This is a genomic window from Streptomyces poriferorum (assembly GCF_019399235.1).
In the GTDB taxonomy this organism is placed as follows: Bacteria; Actinomycetota; Actinomycetes; order Streptomycetales; family Streptomycetaceae; genus Streptomyces; species Streptomyces poriferorum.
Genome location: NZ_JAELVH010000153.1, coordinates 1 through 14,910, shown reverse-complemented (window position 1 = coordinate 14,910; position 14,910 = coordinate 1). Strand labels below are relative to the sequence as shown.

The following is a 14,910-nucleotide window of genomic DNA, read 5'->3' as shown; positions in this document are numbered from 1 at the left end:
GTGGGGGCCTGCGAGGGATCCGGTACGGCGGCGGGAGGTGGAAGCTGCCCGTCTCCGACATGGCGGCCGGGGGCGGTGTGTACGGCTGCTGTCCCGTGGCCTGCTGCCCTGCCGCCGGCTGCGGGGCCTGCGGGGCCTGCTGGTCCGTTACGGGCCCTGCGGGGCCGAATCCGGCGGGCAGCGGGCCGATCTGGTCGAAGACCTCCACCGGCTCGTCGTCGATGCCGGGCTCGGGCAGCATCTCGACGGCGGCCGTCAGGGCCTTGCGCGCGCCCGTGGCGGTACGGAACCGGGCCTGCGGGTCCGGCTGCAGCAGCCCCGCGAGGACCTGCCACAGCGGCTCGGGGATGCCCTGCGGGGCGCTGGGTGTCCCGAACGAGGCGAAGTGCTCCACGAGCGCCTGGGAGTCGGGCTTCTGGCCCTGGAGCAGATACAGGGCGACGAGACCGACCGCGAAGAGGTCCGCGGGGAAGTCGGGCTCGGCGCCCATCATCTGCTCGGGTGCGAAGTAACCCGGCGTCCCCACCACGTAGTTCGTCTCGGTGAGGCGGGGCTCGCCCTTGCGCATGGAGATCCCGAAGTCGGACAGCCGCAGATGCGGCCGGCCGGTGCCGGTGGCCTCCATCAGGATGTTGGCCGGCTTGATGTCCCGGTGCACGACCCCCTCGGCGTGCACCGTCGACAGCCCCGACAGCAACTGGTCGAGCAGCGTGCAGACGAACCTCGGGGGCAACGGGCCGTAGTCACCGATGACATGGGCCAGCGAACCGCCGCTGACCAGGTCCATGGTGAACAGGACCTTGTCGTCGTCGGCCGCCCAGCTCGCCGGGGCGAGCACATGCGGGTGCTCGATCCGCAGCGCCTGCTCGCGGACGAAGCGCAGCAGCGTGTGCGCGTCGCTCTGCTGGAGGACCTTGGCCGCCACGTACCGGCGGCGCCGGTGATCCCAGGCACGCCAGACAGCACCGACCCCACCACGTCCGATCGGATCGATCAGTTCGTACCGACCAGCGAAGACCTCACCCATTGCGCTGCGCCCGCTCCCCGTTCCTGTGTCGGCCCGTGCGTGTCACTGTGCCCGCGTCCGGACCCGGATGCTCCGGTTGCCGGGCGGGTGCCCGGTCCTGTCCGGTCGTCTAGCTCTGGTGGCCCTCGTAGTGCGCCACCGCGTCCGCGGTGCGCCCTGCGCCGTACACCCGGAGGAACTCTGCCAGTTCCGGGTGGGCCGGGGCGAGGGAGTCGGCGGCATCGATGATCTCACCGGCCGCGGCGACGGACCTCAGCAGCGACTGGATCTCGCGGACCACACGGCGCACGGTGGGGGCGCCGCCGGTCGTCGTGGTCTGGCCGGTGCCGGTGAGCACGGAACCTCCCTGGGACTTCTTGATCTCTTCCATGCGGTCGGTCGCCTCTCCCGCGCTGACGCTGCCGTCCGCCACCTGACTGGCCAGTTCCTGGAGTGCCTGGACACGCTGGACGACCGCGGGGTTGCCGATCTTCGCCCGCTGGCCGCTCATGAGCTGGGAGAGCATGGGGGCGGACAGTCCGAGCACCGCGGCGAGCCGGGCCTGGTTCAGGCCGAGGTCATCTATCAGCCGTCGGAAGAGCGCGCCCAGCGGCTCCCCGTACCAGCTGCGCTGAAGATCCCTGGCTCTGGCCGTTGCCTCTTGCTGCGCTGCATCCATGGCGTCTCCCCTTCGCTGCGGCTTCGCTGCTGCGAACCTCGACGTGCATCTTACGGAGAGTGGTTGCCCACCGGGAGTCCCTATCTTTTTGGAGGTTTCAGGGGGTCACCCGGTACTCTGGTCTGCGGCGGTGGCCCACGGCGCGAAGCGTCGGGTGCTGCCTGCTGTTCGGGGCCTTAGCTCAGTTGGTAGAGCGCTGCCTTTGCAAGGCAGATGTCAGGAGTTCGAATCTCCTAGGCTCCACAGCATTAAACCCCTCTGACCTGCGGAAACTTGGTCAGAGGGGTTATTTTTTTCTCGATTTTTCTGTGCTGATACGTCAGCGCCACGGTGCCGACACGGTGAGTGCAGAGGCCCGAGATTCCGGGGTTTCTCGGGGGCTTGCTGCCACGCGTCGCTCTCCCGTGGTTCTCCTGGGCCTGGCCGGGCCAGAGGCTCGGGAGGAAGGCCGCTTCGGCTGCGCCGGAGTCCGGCGCGGGCCCCCGCCTCGTTGGATTCGGGCTTGTGGTGCCCGCGCGATGATCGTGCTCCTGCGTGCGGCGACCCCTTTGTAGTTGCGGCATGGTCGGGGCTCACGAGTTCAACCTCAGTAACCGCAATGCAGCCGGATGCTTTCGTCCACGAGCCGCCGGGCGATGCACGGGTAGTCGCGCAGATGGTCGAGCCGGCTCAGGACGTGGCGGCGGAGCGCCTCGCCGGCGTCTGCCCCGTGGTCCTGCCCCTCAGGTGGATGCAGGCCTCGGAGACAGGAGAGCCGAAGTCAGCTGCGCACGGAAGGAGAGGCTGACAGGTCTTCGTGGCGGACCAGCGCGCCGACGGCCCCGCAGCGCGAATGCCATGCCTGACTGGGCCGGAACCTGTCGAATGATCAGTCCCGCGAATGGCATTCGGTAGCCGATGAGCAGGGCAAGCGCTCCGCCGATCGCCGCACCCCATGTGTGCAGGTCGAAGAACTGCGCCTCGATTGGGCGGTCGAGGAAGCGGGCTGACAGTCAGACGCCCACGAACGCGCCTGCGACGCCGACGAGGGTGGTGCCGATGAGGCTGCTTGGATCGCGGCCGGGGAGCAGGATCTCGGCGATGGCTCCGGCGATGAGACCCGGGATGATCCAACTGGCGATTCCCGTTTTGTCTGCCATTCTCCGCTCTGTACCTTGCTTGGTTGCGTAACTTTATAGTTGTGAGTGAAGACGACCCTCAGTGGGCGCTGGTTGCGTAAGAGTTCGGATACCAGCCGCACGCCTAGACTGGGCTCGCGGTCCGCAGTTGGACGGCGCCGTCGTACAGGAGCGTGGAGCGGGACAGGAGTGAGCCGGTGGTGGCGGGTTCTGGTGGTTCGGGTCGGTGCGACGATCCGTCCGCCGACGTGTTCGCCATGGCGGCCGATTCGTTTGCGCTGCTCGCCTCCTCGACGCGGTTGCACATGGTGTGGGCACTTGCGCAGGGCGAGAGTGATGTCAGCGGGCTCGCGGCGCGGGTGGGCGGGGCGCTGCCTGCCGTCAGCCAGCATTTGACCAAGCTGAAGCTCGCCGGGCTTGTGCGGTCCCGGCGCGAGGGTCGTCGGCAGGTCTACTACGTCGACGATCCAGACGTGGTGACCGTGGTGCGGTTGATGGTGGGCCAGCTGACCGAGCGTGCCGAGCAGGCCGGGGCTCCCGTGCGTCGGCTGCGCGGCACCGTAGCCTGAGGGAGCTGAGGTGGCGACGCCTGAACGCGCCGCGTGTGCCGGGGCTTCCGGGCTGGGATCGCGACCCGGAAGCGCTGTCGGTCCCGCCCTCGGTGACGTGACCGCCTTGCTGATGCTGCGTGCCCTGGACACGAGCCCTCGTGGACTGACCGAGGTTGAGGCCGAGAACCGGCTCGCCGGGTTCGGACCGAACACGCTGCCCGCCGCCCACGGGGTCTCCTGGCCGGCGCGGTTCTGGCACAGCCTGCGCGATCCCTTCACCGCCGTGCTGTTCTGTCTCGGGATCGTCTCCGTACTGGTCGCCGCGTGGGGCACCGCCTGCGTCATCACCGCCCTGGTGATGGTCAGCTGTGCGTTGCGCGCGCAAGGCGAGTACCGCGCCGAGCGTGCCGGGGCCGGGCTACGGGATCTGGTGGCGGGGACCGCGAGCGTGCAGCGAAGGGCAGCCGCCGGGGCAGGCTCTCAGGTACGCGAGATCCCGGTCGACGACCTGGTTCCCGGCGATGTGGTCCGGCTTGCGGCGGGCGACTTCGTCCCTGCCGACCTGCGGCTGCTGCGGGCCCGTGGCTTGACCTTGCAGCAGGCGGCGCTGACCGGCGAGTCGGCGCCCGTGGCCAAGCAGCCGGTGGATGTGCCGACTGGCGGGGCCATCGCCCATCTGTGCTTCCAGGGCAGCACCGTCGCCTCGGGCAGTGGCGTCGGCGTGGTGGTGGCCACCGGGGCCGACACACGGTTCGCAGCGGTGCATGGTGCGCGCCGCGAGCGTACGGCGAGCGCCTTCGACCGCAGTGTGCAGGGCATCTCGTGGATGCTGATCCGGTTCATGCTGATCACGCCGCCTCTGGTCTTGATGGGCAATGCGGCGCTGCGCGGCCGGGGTCTGGAGACCCTGCCGTTCGCCGTGGCCGTGGCTGTCGGCCTCACTCCGGAGATGCTCCCGGTCATCGTCACCGCCTGCCTGGCGCGCGGCGCGTCCGTGCTCGCCCGCACGCACGGCGTCATCGTGCGACGGCTCCCGGCACTGCACGACCTGGGTGCCGTCGATGTCCTGTGCGTCGACAAGACCGGCACCCTCACTCGGGACGAGCCTGTTGTCGACCCCGACCGCACCGACCCCGACGCGTTGCACTGGGCGGGCGTCTGCGCGTGGTGGACTCTGCAGACCGCCGATCTCGCTGACCCCGATCCGATGGACGAGGCGCTCCTGGACGCGACCGGGCCAGAGGACTGGGAAGCGTACGACGGCGTCGACGCGCTGCCCTTCGACCCCGTACGCCGCCTCGCCACCGCCGTCGTACGCGGGCCCGGCGCGCTGGGCACGCATACCCTCGCTGTGAAGGGCGCGGTGCCCGAGGTTCTGGAATGCTGCTCGATCAGCGAGGAGGAGCGTGCGGGGCTGCTGAGGCGGGCCGCGGATCTCGCGGCGGACGGGGTCCGCCTGCTGGCCGTGGCCACCGCACAGCGGCAGGCCAAGACGCGCGGCTACACCCCGGCCGACGAACGCGGCCTCACCTTCTGCGGCTTCGTCGCCTTCCACGACGCCCTGGCCGACACCGCGCAGGACGCCATACGGGACCTCGGCGAGCGAGGTGTCGGGGTCAAGGTCCTCACCGGCGACCACCCGGCCACCGCCGTCCGCGCCTGTCGCGACCTCGGCATCGACCCCTGCGACGTGACCACGGGCGAAGCACTGGCCGCCCTCACCGACGGAGAACTCGCCGAACTGGCCACCCGTACAACGGTCTTCGCCCGCTGCGCACCGGCCGACAAGGCCCGGATCGTTACCGTCTTGCGCACGCACGGGCACACCGTCGGCTTCCTCGGCGACGGCGTCAACGACCTACCCGCGCTCCGCGCCGCCGACGTCGCGGTGTGTCCGCGCGACGGCGTCGACGTGATCCGCCGCAGCGCGGACGTCGTGCTCGCGAAGAAGGACCTCACCGCCATTGGCCATGCCGTCGTCGCGGGTCGCCACTCCAGTGCCAACATCGCCTCTTACTTGCGCATCACGCTTTCCTCCAACCTGGGAAACGTGATCGCGATGCTCGCCGCAGGGCTGCTGCTGCCGTTCCTGCCGATGCTGCCGGCGCAGGTTCTGGTGCAGAATCTGTGCTTCGACGCCGCCCAACTGGCCCTGGTCTACGATCGGCCCGACCGGGCCGCACTGCGCCGCCCAACGGCCATGCGGCCGCGCGCCTTTCTGCGCTCCCTCACCGGCTTCGGCATCCTGGGCGCACTGGCCGACCTCGCCACCTTCGGGGTGCTCGCCGTGTGCCTGCCCGGCTCACTCGGGCCGGAGGACCAGGCCGACTTCCACGCGGGCTGGTTCACCGAGAACCTGCTCACCCAGGCCCTCGTCATGCTCCTGCTGCGCACCGGTCGCCACGCCGTCGGGGGGCGGCCGCCCGGGCCGGTGCGCTGGGCAGCCACCGGCCTCGCGGTCATCGGCATCGCCCTGCCCCTGACACCCTTGGGACCGCTCCTGGGCCTGAGACCGCTACCCGCCCTCTACTACCCGCTGCTCGCGTCGGTGCTGACCCTGTACGCGGCCGCACTCTTCGCCTTGCGGAGGCGGGAAGGCAAGCCGGCGTCACCGTCAGGTGAACCCCCAAAGTCATTCGGAACGGGGCTGACGGGGTCGAGCTGACGGCATGTGGTCTCTGAAAGCGCCTGCCGGGCCCCGCGGGATAAGGGAGTACCCGATCGTGTGTGCCTCATGGGGGAGACACTGCTGGCAGCGAAGTGCTGGCAGTCTGGTTCCGCGTCTGGCGGCGAGGGTGCTGGACGCAGCATCGTGCGGCCAGTCCTCGGGCTTCGTCCGAGTGGATGCGGCGAGGGGCGTGACTCGCGAAGCGACTTGCCCTGTCGCGTGCATGGCGCCTGATTCACCCGTAGGACAGGTTCGAGCAGATGTCCTCGTCGGCCGACCGTGCCCCGTCGGCCACGCTGGAGGGCAGGGCCGTCGGGGTCGCGGAGGCGGCCTGGCCGGGGGCGTAGTCGGATCCGAGCACCACGCTGACGCCGGAGTTGGAGCCTGCGGTGAGCTCCGCGTCGGGAAAGAGGGCGGCGAGCGTCTCGGCTTCGGCTTTCTGGCCGGGACCGTAGGTGACGGATGTGGTGGAGTGGTCCTGGGTGGTGGCGTTGGTGGTGCCCGTGACGGTGAAGCCGTGCTCGGTGAGGCTGCTGGCGGCTTCGGCGGCGAGTCCCTTGGTGGTGGTGCCGTTGTAGACGGCGACCGACACGCCGTCACCGGTCACCTCTTCGGTGGCGCTCGCTGACGGGGAAGGCGAAGAGGGGACCTTGCCGCCGTTCTTTCCGCTGGCGTCCTTGCCATCCAGGGTGCGGTCGTCCTTGAGCGCCGCCCACAGGGCGTCGGCGTCGGGCTGCACGATGGCGACGCGGTTACCTTCGTAGCGCCAGGGGATGGTGACGAACTTGGTGTTGTGCAGGTCGACACTCTTCAGTGACATCGCGAACTTCAACAGCTCGTCCGCGGAGCCCAGGCCCGGGTCGACGGTCATCGACTTCGTGGCGGCGTCTGCGAGTGGCAACAGCTTGGTAGGTGTGAAGCCGTCCTTCTTGATCTTCGTGATCAGGCTGGATATGAAGGCCTGCTGGCGCTTGATACGGCCGATGTCGGAGCCGTCGCCGATGCCGTGTCGGATACGGACGTAGTCGAGAGCCTTCTGTCCGGAGACGCTCTGCTCGCCCTTCTCGAAGACGATCTTGCCCTGCGTGGTGCGGTTCGGGTTGAGGTCCTTCTGGTAGACGTCGTTCGGCAGGCAGACCTGCACCCCGCCGACCACATCGGTGAGCTTCGAGAAGCCCTTGAAGTCCACGACGACGGTGTGATCGACGCGCAGCCCGGTCAGCTGCTCGACCGTGTTCTGGGTGCAGGCGGGATTTCCCTCGGCCGTCCCGCCCGTCGAATAGGCCGAGTTGAACATCACGTTGGTCTGCGCCTTGCTCCACGAGCCGTCGGGGAGCTTGCACGAGGGAATGGGCACCAGAGTGTCGCGGGGTATGGAGATGCCGACGGCGTGCTGGTGGTCGGCGTAGACGTGCAGCAGGAAGGCGGTGTCCGAGCGGCCGATGTCGCTCTTGTCGCCGCCGCCCAGCTCGCTGTTGCCGCCGGTGCGAGCATCGGTGCCGATCACCAGGACGTTCGCGCCCCTGGACGCTTCGGCGGCGGGCCGGTTCTTGGAGAAACCGTCCGCACCGAAGGTGTCGATGTTGCCGTTGAGCCTCAGATACAGCCAGCCGGCGCCGGCCGTGACCAGGACGAGAATCGACAACCCTATGGTGAGCGCGATCCGCAGCCAACCGCGCTTACGGCGCCCATGGCCCGCTGCTACCCGGCGCCGTGAGGGCTTCGCCCGGCGCCGGGTACGCCCGGCAGGCGCCTCGGTGGTCTGCGTCATGTACGGGCCCTCATCCGTGGGTGCTACGAGAGGAGACGGCCGGCGCCACCCCAAGGTTGTACGGTTGCGCAATGTAGCAAGCGCCGCTGAGTGCGCGGTACGTCCGGTGTGCTCAGCGGTTCGGCGCGACCATCGTGAATGCGACGACGAGAGGTGGACCCCATGTTCCGCAACGCCATCGAACCCTGGCACCTGCTGGTCCTGGGCCTGGTGATCATCTTGCTCTTCGGTTCCAAGAAGCTGCCCGACACCGCCCGCTCCCTGGGCAAGTCGCTGCGCATCCTCAAGAGCGAGACCAAGGCCATGAAGGAGGAGGGTGCACAGCCGACGGCGCCCGCCGGGAGCGGTGCCGCAGAACAGACCACACCCAAGGCCGTCCAGGGCTTCCCGGACCAGCCGGTCACCGCGCACACGGCGACAGAGTCCGGCACCGCACGCTGAACCCGGTTCGCTCGGCCTTCCTTCACGGGCTCGCCTCGTCGAACCCGTAGCGCAGCGGCTCCTCCTGCACGCGCAGGTCGCGCCGGTAGACGTACAGCGCCTCGGCCCGCAGACCTTCCGGCTCTGCCGTATCCTCCAGGGTGCAGGGCCGGGTGATCTGCACTACCGGCGGCCTGTGCGTGACACGCAGACGGAGCCCGTGAGCCGGGCCGCCCTCAAAGACCGCGATCTCCTGGACCGCCGGACCGTGGGTTTCCATGGTCGCTGTGTCAAACATGGAACGCTCCTGAAAACGTCGATATGGGTCGCTGTCATGTGGCGTCGGGATCGAAGCCGGTCCGTGTCCGCTCGGCAACTGCCGGCGGCTTCGCCAGGCTGATGGCGAGCGTCGCGGCACCGCCACTCCTGGGCCCGTTGCCGGAGGCGGCGTCCCGCAGAGTGTCGGCGACGTCGGAAAGGGCGGGCCGCGGATCGAGCGCGTCCCGGATCTCGCTGAGCGCATGGCCGAATCCGTCGTCCCCGCTCAGGACGTGCTTGCGCACGAAGGTCTTCGGGTGCAAGTCGCGAACGTCGAAGTCCTGCAACTCCGGGCCAAGTTCGGATCGGATCTCCTGCTGTGCGCTCCCGGAGAACTCGCGAATCCTGCGCACCGTACGGGCCGCGTTCTGCAGGACCTCCGGCAGCTTGTCGGGTCCGAACAGGAGGATGCCGATCACCGCGATCGTGATCACCTCCAGGGGGCCTACGTCCGGGAACATCCGACACTCCTTGCCTTGGCTGCGGCGCCGCGGCAGCCCGCCGCACGTAACACTTTAAAGGTTGCGCAAGCAATGGAACCATTGTTGCGGTGGCGGCGTTGTCCCGGGTGACAGCACGCTGTGCGTGAACGCTCGAACGACGGAGGTAGGAGCGGTGGGAGTTTCCCTGGGCAAGGGCGGCAACGTGTCCCTGAGCAAGGAGGCGCCGGGACTCACGGCAGTGCTGGTGGGCCTGGGTTGGGACGTGCGCACCACAACGGGCGCCGACTACGACCTGGACGCGAGCGCCCTGCTGTGCGACGCGTCCGGCAAGGTGGTGTCGGACCGGCACTTCATCTTCTACAACAACCTCACCAGCCCGGACGGCTCGGTCGAGCACACCGGCGACAACCTGACCGGTGAGGGCGAGGGCGACGACGAGAGCGTCAAGGTGAACCTGACGGCCGTGCCCGCAAAGGTTGACAAGATCGTCTTCCCGGTCTCGATCCACGACGCCGAGTCACGCGGGCAGAGCTTCGGGCAGGTCAAGGGGGCGTTCATCCGCGTCGTGAACCAGGCGGGCGGCACCGAGATCGCCCGCTATGACCTGACCGAGGACGCCTCCACCGAGACCGCCATGATCTTCGGTGAGCTGTACCGGCACGGGGCGGAGTGGAAGTTCCGCGCGGTCGGCCAAGGCTATGCCTCCGGACTGCGCGGGATTGCACAGGACTTTGGCGTGCAGGTCTGATCCATCTCTGCCGCGGCTCGCCGTCTGCTGCCTCGGGCGCTTCCTCGCCCGCAGTTGGCGGGCCCCGCGCCGCCCTTGACAGCGCAGTCGGAAGGCGTCCGCATGTCCGGGAGCTCTTCGGCTCCGGAGACTACGACTCCCGCTCGCCGAACGCAGGGCCTTCCCGGCCTGGCCGCCCTGACCCCGCGCGAGCTGGACGTCCTGCACCTGGAAACGGGGTTGTTTGTTCCGGTTCTCCGGTGAAGCCGCAGGTCAGGAACGTAACGATTTCGGGTTCGAATCTCCTAGGCTCCACATGAAAGCCCCCTCCGAACTGCGGAAACGCGGTTCGGAGGGGGCTTTTTCGATGCCGGGCGGGGTGGGCCCGGCCCGTCAGACACTCACGAACTCCTTGGACCAGAAACTGCGGTAGATCAGCTTCCGGGAGACCTCCATGAGGTAGGTGATGGCCCGCACCTCGACCTCACTGAGATCGGGGTGCCAGAGGTCGAAGAGCAGCACGGCGCGTCCGGAACCGGTGTCGTTCCACACCTCGTGCTCGAAGGAGTCGTCGAAGACGAACGTCCTGCCCCGCTCCCACTGCCTCGACTCGTCGCCCACGCGGATGCTGGGGCCCTCGGGCGTGACGAGGCCGAGGTGGCATCGCAGATGGGCGTTCGTGAAGCCCGTGTGGGCCGCGATGTGGGTGTGGGGGTCCAGGACCGAGAAGTACGTCATTCCGCAGCCCAGCGCCCCGGGGATCGACGCGAGGGCGGCCACGGTCTTCGGGCAGGCCTTGATGTTCCTCGGGTACGCCTTCGCCGTGTAGTACAGGTAGTGCGCGGACCAGCGGCCCTCGTCGGCGAGTTCGGTGGGGTTGCTGCTCAGGGTCCGCCTGCCCCGCAGGCCGCCCAGCGCCTCGAACTCGGCGACGATGTCCGGCGTCGCGGCCTCCAGGTCCGCTGTCCACGGGAAGCGGTCGTTCTCCCACCACGGCGCCGCGGAGAGGCCGGGGATGTAGAGGTTCGGCTGCTGGCCACCGGTGGTGTGCCGGCCGACCTCGTCCCGGACCGCGATGTCCAGGCCCTCGATGACGCGTGCGACGGCCGACCGGTCGATTTCCTGTTCGTCGATCCACCGCTCCAGGTAGGCGGGGCTCTGTGTGATCCACGGCTGCATGTGGGCCTCCATTCGTACGGGTACGGCGCGGTCGGTACCGCTGTCAGTCGGCGAGGATCGCCGTGAGCTTCTCGCGGGCGCTTCCGACGGCCGTCGTGCGCTCGGGGCTCAGGGACACGAAGCCGGTGAGCGAGCGGCGCAGCGTGTCGCCGGCGGTGGGGTCCACCCGCCCGATGGTGTGGACGGTGTCCGACTTCACCAGGACGAGCCGGTTGGGCTTGGGCACGATGGCCACCGGGCTGGTCGTGCTCCTGTCGATCCGCCTCTCCATCCGGCGGACCAGGTCGCTCTCCACGTCGTCACCGGCGTCCGGCGGCGGCGGGTCCTCGTCGATCAGCTTGAGTTCGCCGCCCCACGACGGGCGCCACCGGTCGTGGAGGAACAGGATGAACTCGCCCTTGCGGCCACGGCCCGCGTCGTTGTGCCAGCCGAGCCGGCTGCCGGCCGGGTACTTCCAGAACGCGAAGGCGATCCTGTTCCAGTCGGTGCTCGCCTCACCGTAGAAGTCGCTGTAGGCGCGCACCGCGCGGCCCAGTTCCTCGTACGCCTTCGGCCGGCCGCCGGCGTCCAGGGAGCCGAGCTCCTCCTTGAACCGCACACCCTTCGAGCGGAAAGCCGGGCCGTCCTCGTCCGATATGACGCTCTCCCGCCGGGTGAACGCGGCGCGGTCCATCAGATCCTGGGCGGCGGAGAAAACCGGCTCACTCAGGAAGTCATCGATGATGATGAAGCGCTTTCCGCGCTGAATCTCCCTCATGCGTCCCAGCCTTTCTTTTCATGCGCGTTCGTTTTCTCGGGCACGAGGTTCCGGGCGGCGAATACGGCCTCGCCCCACCCCGCCACACAACGGCTCTCCGGCCGCACAAGAACCTGGTCGGGTATTTCCGTACCGCTGGCCTCCTCGATCCTGGAGGCGAGGGCCGTCCAGTCGAGGGAGTTCAGACCGAGCAGGGCGATGTCGAGGGAGCGCAGTTCGGCGTTCCCGACCAGGTCACCGGCGTCGGGGGCGGAGATGCCCCGTTCGGTCAGCGCCTCGACGACCAGGTCGGCGACCAGACGGTCACAGGCTTCGCGCCCGGGCGAACCATGGGAGTTCATGCTGCCTCGATTCCCTTTCGAACCATGTCGGTCAGTGCGTTCCGGTCAGGTTTGCCCACCACGGTGCGGGGCATTTCCCGGCATACGAGGACGCGCGGCACAGGTGTCCCATCGGAATTCCCGGCCAGTGCCGCGATCAGATCCGTCCCGGCCGGATTTCCCTCGACCACCGCGTGGAAGTCCTCGATCTCCGGGCTGTCGGCACGGGGAAGAACGAGCAGGAACACATCCCGTACACCTGTGACGGCCTGGAGGGATTTCGTGATGCCGTCCGTACGGACGAATCTCCCGTTCAGCCGCAGTGGGCCGCGGACCCTCTGCACGAAATGCACGGAGCCGTCGGAGCCGTGCCGGACGATGTCCCCGCTGCGCCATTCCCGGGTCGGCGGCGCGGGGTCGCCGAGATAGCCCTCGACCGGTGCGGGCAGTCGCAGGACCAGCTCCCCGCGGGTTCCCGGACCGGGCTGGAGGATGTCGACGCCGGAGACCGGCCGGCCCATCCCGCGCTCGCCGAAGAAGGTACCGCCGGTCTCCGAGCAGCCGTATCCGCGCAGGAGCGGCACCCCGAACCGCTCCCGGAACGCGGTGTCGAGCTCGTCACCGATCCGGCCCGCCCCCGCCATCACGGCACGCGGCCGGAACTCGCCCCGGCGGCGGGTGCCGGCCAGCAGTCGGGCCAGGGGCGGGGTGAGGGCGAGGACCGACACCTCGCCGGAGTCGAGCCTGCGTGCCAGGGTGCCCGCGCGGACGAAGGGGGCGACCTCGATGTCGCCGCCGGCGAGCATCGTGCTCATCGCGACGCCCCAGCCGAACGAGTGCACCAGCGGAACGGGCACCGCGACACAGTCGCCGGGGGCGAGGGAGAGCCCGATGCGATAGCCCTCGGCCTCGCAGAGCAGGCTCGCCACGCCGCGCCTGGCCGCCTTCGGACGGTCGGTGCTGCCCGAACTCAGGTGCAGTACAGCGGTGGTGGCAAGGCCGAGCTCGCCCTGCTCCCCGGTCCGGGGGACCACGGTCAGCTCCTCGGTGACGCGACAGGCACCACGGGTGGCCTGCCCGGCCGGCTCGCCGGTCCCCGGAACCGGCAGCGGGACCGCGTCCAGCCGCCAGGCCGCGACGGCGGCGGTCACCAGCTCCCGTCCCGCCAGGCCGCCGAGCACCACCACGTCGCCGGGGCGCACCCCGGCCGAGTCCAGACCCTCTACGAGGGAGTGGAAGGAGGAGCCTGCCGCGTCGAGGGTCTCACCGTTGACGCGTACGCCCTGGGACAGGATGCGCCGGGCCAGTTCCGTACGACCGCTGCTCATCGCATGCCCTCCGTCACCACGGGCCGCTCCTCGCCCGCGGCGAGGACCTTGTCGATCGTGAGGATCGGCAGGACGGTGACGACGCTTCCGACCACCCCGATCCACAACGTGGGAACGATGCCGATCGCCGTGCCCAGCCAGCCCGCCGCTATCGCGGCGACCGGCATGCTGCCCCACACCACGAAGCGGATGGACGCGTTCATCCGGCCGAGCAGGTTCCTGGGGCAGAGCTTCTGCCGCAGGCTGACCTGGGTCACGTTGTAGAGCAGCGCCCCGACCGTGAGCCCGAACTCCCCGACCAGCAGGACCGCTGCGGCCAGGACCCTGCTGGAGTCGGCGGCCAGGACCGCCAGCGGGCTGGCCGCGGTGAAGAACGCGGCGGTGAGCAGCCCTGCCGCCATGACCGTGCCGAGACTGAACCGCTGCCGGGCCCGCGGGGCGAGCATGGCTCCCAGTACGCCGCCGACGGCGCCGCAGGTCATGATCAGCCCGAGCATGAACGCGTCGAAGCCGAGGGTGCTCATGACGAGCACCGGGACCAGGGTGGCCACCATCGTGGCGAAGAAGTTCGATACGCCCATGGACACGGCGAGCCGCCTGATGACCGGCTGGTCCCGGACGAAGCGCAGCCCCTCCCCGATGTCCGCCGCCAGCCGGCCCCTGGCCCGGGGAGCCAGGTCGGACTGCTGCTCGCCGTCCTTGGTGGCCGTCAGGCAGAGGAAGCTGAAGAAGTAGGCGAGGGAGTCCATGAGCAGCACCACGGGCGCGCTCACGACACGCATGAGCAGACCTGCCAGCGCGGGCCCCGCCAGGGTGGACACCTGGGACGTCGCTTCGAGGCGTGCGTTGGCCGGGGCGATGTCCTCCTCCGGTACGAGGACGGGGACGTAGGACTGGTAGCCGACGTCGAAGAAGACCGTCACCACGCCGACGACCAGGGCTACCGCGTACAGCGCCCCCATCCCCAGCTCTCCCGTGAACCAGAGGAGGGGCAGTACGAGGACGGCCAGCGCGCGGACGAGGGCGGCCCACATCATCGTCCGGCGTTTGAACATCCTGTCCACCCACGCGCCCGCGGGCAGCCCGATCAGGAGGTAGCAGACGGTCGACGCGGCGCCGAGGAGGCCCACCTCACGGCTGTCCGCGTGCAGGAGCTCGATCGCCGTGACGGACATGGCCAGCGTGCCGATACGCGCCCCGAACTGGGAGAGCGTCTGCCCGAACCAGAACCGTGCGAAGTTGGCGGACGTGACGGAGTACGTGCTCACGAGGCGTACTTCAGCGCATCGGTGGCGGCCGGGGCGTCCAGGAAGACGGAGCCCCGGGTCCGCATTCCGGCCTGCGCGACCAGCTCCTGGACGTGCTGCTTGCGGACCACGTAGCGGTCCTTGCCGTAGATCAGATAGCGGTTGAGGTCGGCCTCCCCGGTGAAGTTCACCGTCATGACGTTGGCACCGGCGGCGAGGCCGCGGGACTGGCCTCCCTGCGAGGTCTTCTCCAGCGCGCTCACCGAGGGGATGAGCAGGGAGGGGAGGTGCACCCGGAGTGCGGCGAGCGCGTTGAGCGCGAGTTCGTTGGATCCGATGGGGGCGAGCTGCAGGGGGGTGTTCGGGGCGGGTACGAAG

At 69.3% G+C, this 14,910-nt stretch carries 15 protein-coding genes, 1 tRNA gene and 1 pseudogene; 5 read left to right on the top strand and 12 right to left on the bottom strand.

Features of this window, described 5'->3' with window-relative positions; translation table 11 throughout:
- Together JGS39_RS24510 and JGS39_RS24505 are read right to left on the bottom strand one after the other, a co-directional pair.
- The coding region (locus JGS39_RS24510) for a serine/threonine-protein kinase (protein WP_219571614.1) at nucleotides 1-1,027 on the bottom strand (1,027 nt) is incomplete at its 3' end.
- A gap of 109 nt (nucleotides 1,028-1,136) precedes the next feature.
- On the bottom strand, nucleotides 1,137-1,685 hold the full coding sequence (locus JGS39_RS24505) for a helix-turn-helix domain-containing protein (RefSeq protein WP_219571613.1): 549 nt from the start codon (nucleotides 1,683-1,685) through the stop codon (nucleotides 1,137-1,139).
- A 170-nt stretch (nucleotides 1,686-1,855) separates the two neighbouring features.
- Between JGS39_RS24505 and JGS39_RS24500 the strand changes: the two genes are divergently transcribed.
- Nucleotides 1,856-1,928, top strand: a tRNA-Ala gene (locus tag JGS39_RS24500).
- Between the two features lie 635 nt (nucleotides 1,929-2,563).
- On the opposite strand, the pseudogene JGS39_RS24495 reads toward JGS39_RS24500, so the two are convergent.
- Nucleotides 2,564-2,824 (bottom strand): annotated as a pseudogene (locus tag JGS39_RS24495) (GlsB/YeaQ/YmgE family stress response membrane protein); the annotation flags it as partial.
- A gap of 236 nt (nucleotides 2,825-3,060) precedes the next feature.
- Here JGS39_RS24495 and JGS39_RS24490 point away from each other — a divergent pair.
- Both JGS39_RS24490 and mgtA read left to right on the top strand, forming a co-directional pair.
- A complete protein-coding gene (locus JGS39_RS24490) occupies nucleotides 3,061-3,372 on the top strand; it encodes an ArsR/SmtB family transcription factor (RefSeq protein ID WP_219571616.1) in 312 nt (103 codons plus the stop codon).
- 97 nt (nucleotides 3,373-3,469) lie between these two features.
- Nucleotides 3,470-6,019, top strand: coding sequence for a magnesium-translocating P-type ATPase (gene mgtA / locus JGS39_RS24485; protein ID WP_372456161.1), 2,550 nt, complete (start codon nucleotides 3,470-3,472; stop codon nucleotides 6,017-6,019).
- 238 nt (nucleotides 6,020-6,257) lie between these two features.
- On the opposite strand, the gene JGS39_RS24480 is transcribed toward mgtA, so the two are convergent.
- Nucleotides 6,258-7,793 carry an LCP family protein gene (locus JGS39_RS24480; RefSeq protein WP_219571612.1) on the bottom strand — a complete coding sequence of 512 codons (1,536 nt, stop codon included), beginning with the start codon at nucleotides 7,791-7,793 and terminating at the stop codon, nucleotides 6,258-6,260.
- 162 nt (nucleotides 7,794-7,955) lie between these two features.
- Here JGS39_RS24480 and tatA point away from each other — a divergent pair, with 162 nt between their 5' ends.
- Nucleotides 7,956-8,234: a Sec-independent protein translocase subunit TatA gene (gene tatA, locus JGS39_RS24475; protein ID WP_219571611.1), complete on the top strand. Its 279-nt coding sequence runs from the start codon at nucleotides 7,956-7,958 to the stop codon at nucleotides 8,232-8,234.
- 22 nt (nucleotides 8,235-8,256) lie between these two features.
- Here tatA and JGS39_RS24470 read toward each other — a convergent pair whose 3' ends face one another.
- Nucleotides 8,257-8,511 (bottom strand): hypothetical protein, encoded by a 255-nt coding sequence (locus JGS39_RS24470; protein ID WP_236064085.1) that lies wholly within the window; start codon nucleotides 8,509-8,511, stop codon nucleotides 8,257-8,259.
- A 34-nt stretch (nucleotides 8,512-8,545) separates the two neighbouring features.
- The gene (locus JGS39_RS24465) at nucleotides 8,546-8,992 is read right to left on the bottom strand and encodes a sec-independent translocase (protein ID WP_219571610.1); all 447 of its coding nucleotides are present in this window, start codon (nucleotides 8,990-8,992) and stop codon (nucleotides 8,546-8,548) included.
- Between the two features lie 154 nt (nucleotides 8,993-9,146).
- Between JGS39_RS24465 and JGS39_RS24460 the strand changes: the two genes are divergently transcribed.
- Nucleotides 9,147-9,722 carry a TerD family protein gene (locus JGS39_RS24460; RefSeq protein WP_219571609.1) on the top strand — a complete coding sequence of 192 codons (576 nt, stop codon included), beginning with the start codon at nucleotides 9,147-9,149 and terminating at the stop codon, nucleotides 9,720-9,722.
- A gap of 372 nt (nucleotides 9,723-10,094) precedes the next feature.
- Here JGS39_RS24460 and JGS39_RS24455 read toward each other — a convergent pair whose 3' ends face one another.
- The 6 genes from JGS39_RS24455 to JGS39_RS24430 form a co-directional block, all read right to left on the bottom strand.
- The gene (locus JGS39_RS24455; RefSeq protein WP_219571608.1) at nucleotides 10,095-10,880 is read right to left on the bottom strand and encodes an aspartyl/asparaginyl beta-hydroxylase domain-containing protein; all 786 of its coding nucleotides are present in this window, start codon (nucleotides 10,878-10,880) and stop codon (nucleotides 10,095-10,097) included.
- 43 nt (nucleotides 10,881-10,923) lie between these two features.
- Nucleotides 10,924-11,637, bottom strand: a complete 714-nt coding sequence (locus JGS39_RS24450; RefSeq protein ID WP_219571607.1) for a 2OG-Fe(II) oxygenase — start codon at nucleotides 11,635-11,637, stop codon at nucleotides 10,924-10,926.
- Nucleotides 11,634-11,978, bottom strand: a complete 345-nt coding sequence (locus JGS39_RS24445; protein ID WP_219571606.1) for an acyl carrier protein — start codon at nucleotides 11,976-11,978, stop codon at nucleotides 11,634-11,636. Before JGS39_RS24445 ends, JGS39_RS24450 begins: the two co-directional genes overlap by 4 nt.
- On the bottom strand, nucleotides 11,975-13,285 hold the full coding sequence (locus JGS39_RS24440; protein WP_219571605.1) for a class I adenylate-forming enzyme family protein: 1,311 nt from the start codon (nucleotides 13,283-13,285) through the stop codon (nucleotides 11,975-11,977). Before JGS39_RS24440 ends, JGS39_RS24445 begins: the two co-directional genes overlap by 4 nt.
- Complete coding sequence (locus JGS39_RS24435; protein WP_219571604.1) at nucleotides 13,282-14,553, bottom strand: MFS transporter; 1,272 nt, start codon at nucleotides 14,551-14,553, stop codon at nucleotides 13,282-13,284. Before JGS39_RS24435 ends, JGS39_RS24440 begins: the two co-directional genes overlap by 4 nt.
- Nucleotides 14,550-14,910: biotin synthase BioB (locus JGS39_RS24430; RefSeq protein ID WP_219571603.1), on the bottom strand; the 361-nt coding region annotated here is incomplete at its 5' end. The genes JGS39_RS24430 and JGS39_RS24435, both read right to left, overlap by 4 nt.

Coding starts and splice junctions, on each gene's coding strand:
- JGS39_RS24445 (WP_219571606.1), bottom strand. CDS start 11,978: ATGAACTCCCATGGTTCGCCCGGGCGCGAAGCCTGTGACCGTCTGGTC.
- JGS39_RS24480 (WP_219571612.1), bottom strand. CDS start 7,793: ATGACGCAGACCACCGAGGCGCCTGCCGGGCGTACCCGGCGCCGGGCG.
- JGS39_RS24465 (WP_219571610.1), bottom strand. CDS start 8,992: ATGTTCCCGGACGTAGGCCCCCTGGAGGTGATCACGATCGCGGTGATC.
- JGS39_RS24440 (WP_219571605.1), bottom strand. CDS start 13,285: ATGAGCAGCGGTCGTACGGAACTGGCCCGGCGCATCCTGTCCCAGGGC.
- JGS39_RS24470 (WP_236064085.1), bottom strand. CDS start 8,511: ATGTTTGACACAGCGACCATGGAAACCCACGGTCCGGCGGTCCAGGAG.
- JGS39_RS24505 (WP_219571613.1), bottom strand. CDS start 1,685: ATGGATGCAGCGCAGCAAGAGGCAACGGCCAGAGCCAGGGATCTTCAG.
- JGS39_RS24450 (WP_219571607.1), bottom strand. CDS start 11,637: ATGAGGGAGATTCAGCGCGGAAAGCGCTTCATCATCATCGATGACTTC.
- tatA (WP_219571611.1), top strand. CDS start 7,956: ATGTTCCGCAACGCCATCGAACCCTGGCACCTGCTGGTCCTGGGCCTG.
- JGS39_RS24490 (WP_219571616.1), top strand. CDS start 3,061: ATGGCGGCCGATTCGTTTGCGCTGCTCGCCTCCTCGACGCGGTTGCAC.
- JGS39_RS24455 (WP_219571608.1), bottom strand. CDS start 10,880: ATGCAGCCGTGGATCACACAGAGCCCCGCCTACCTGGAGCGGTGGATC.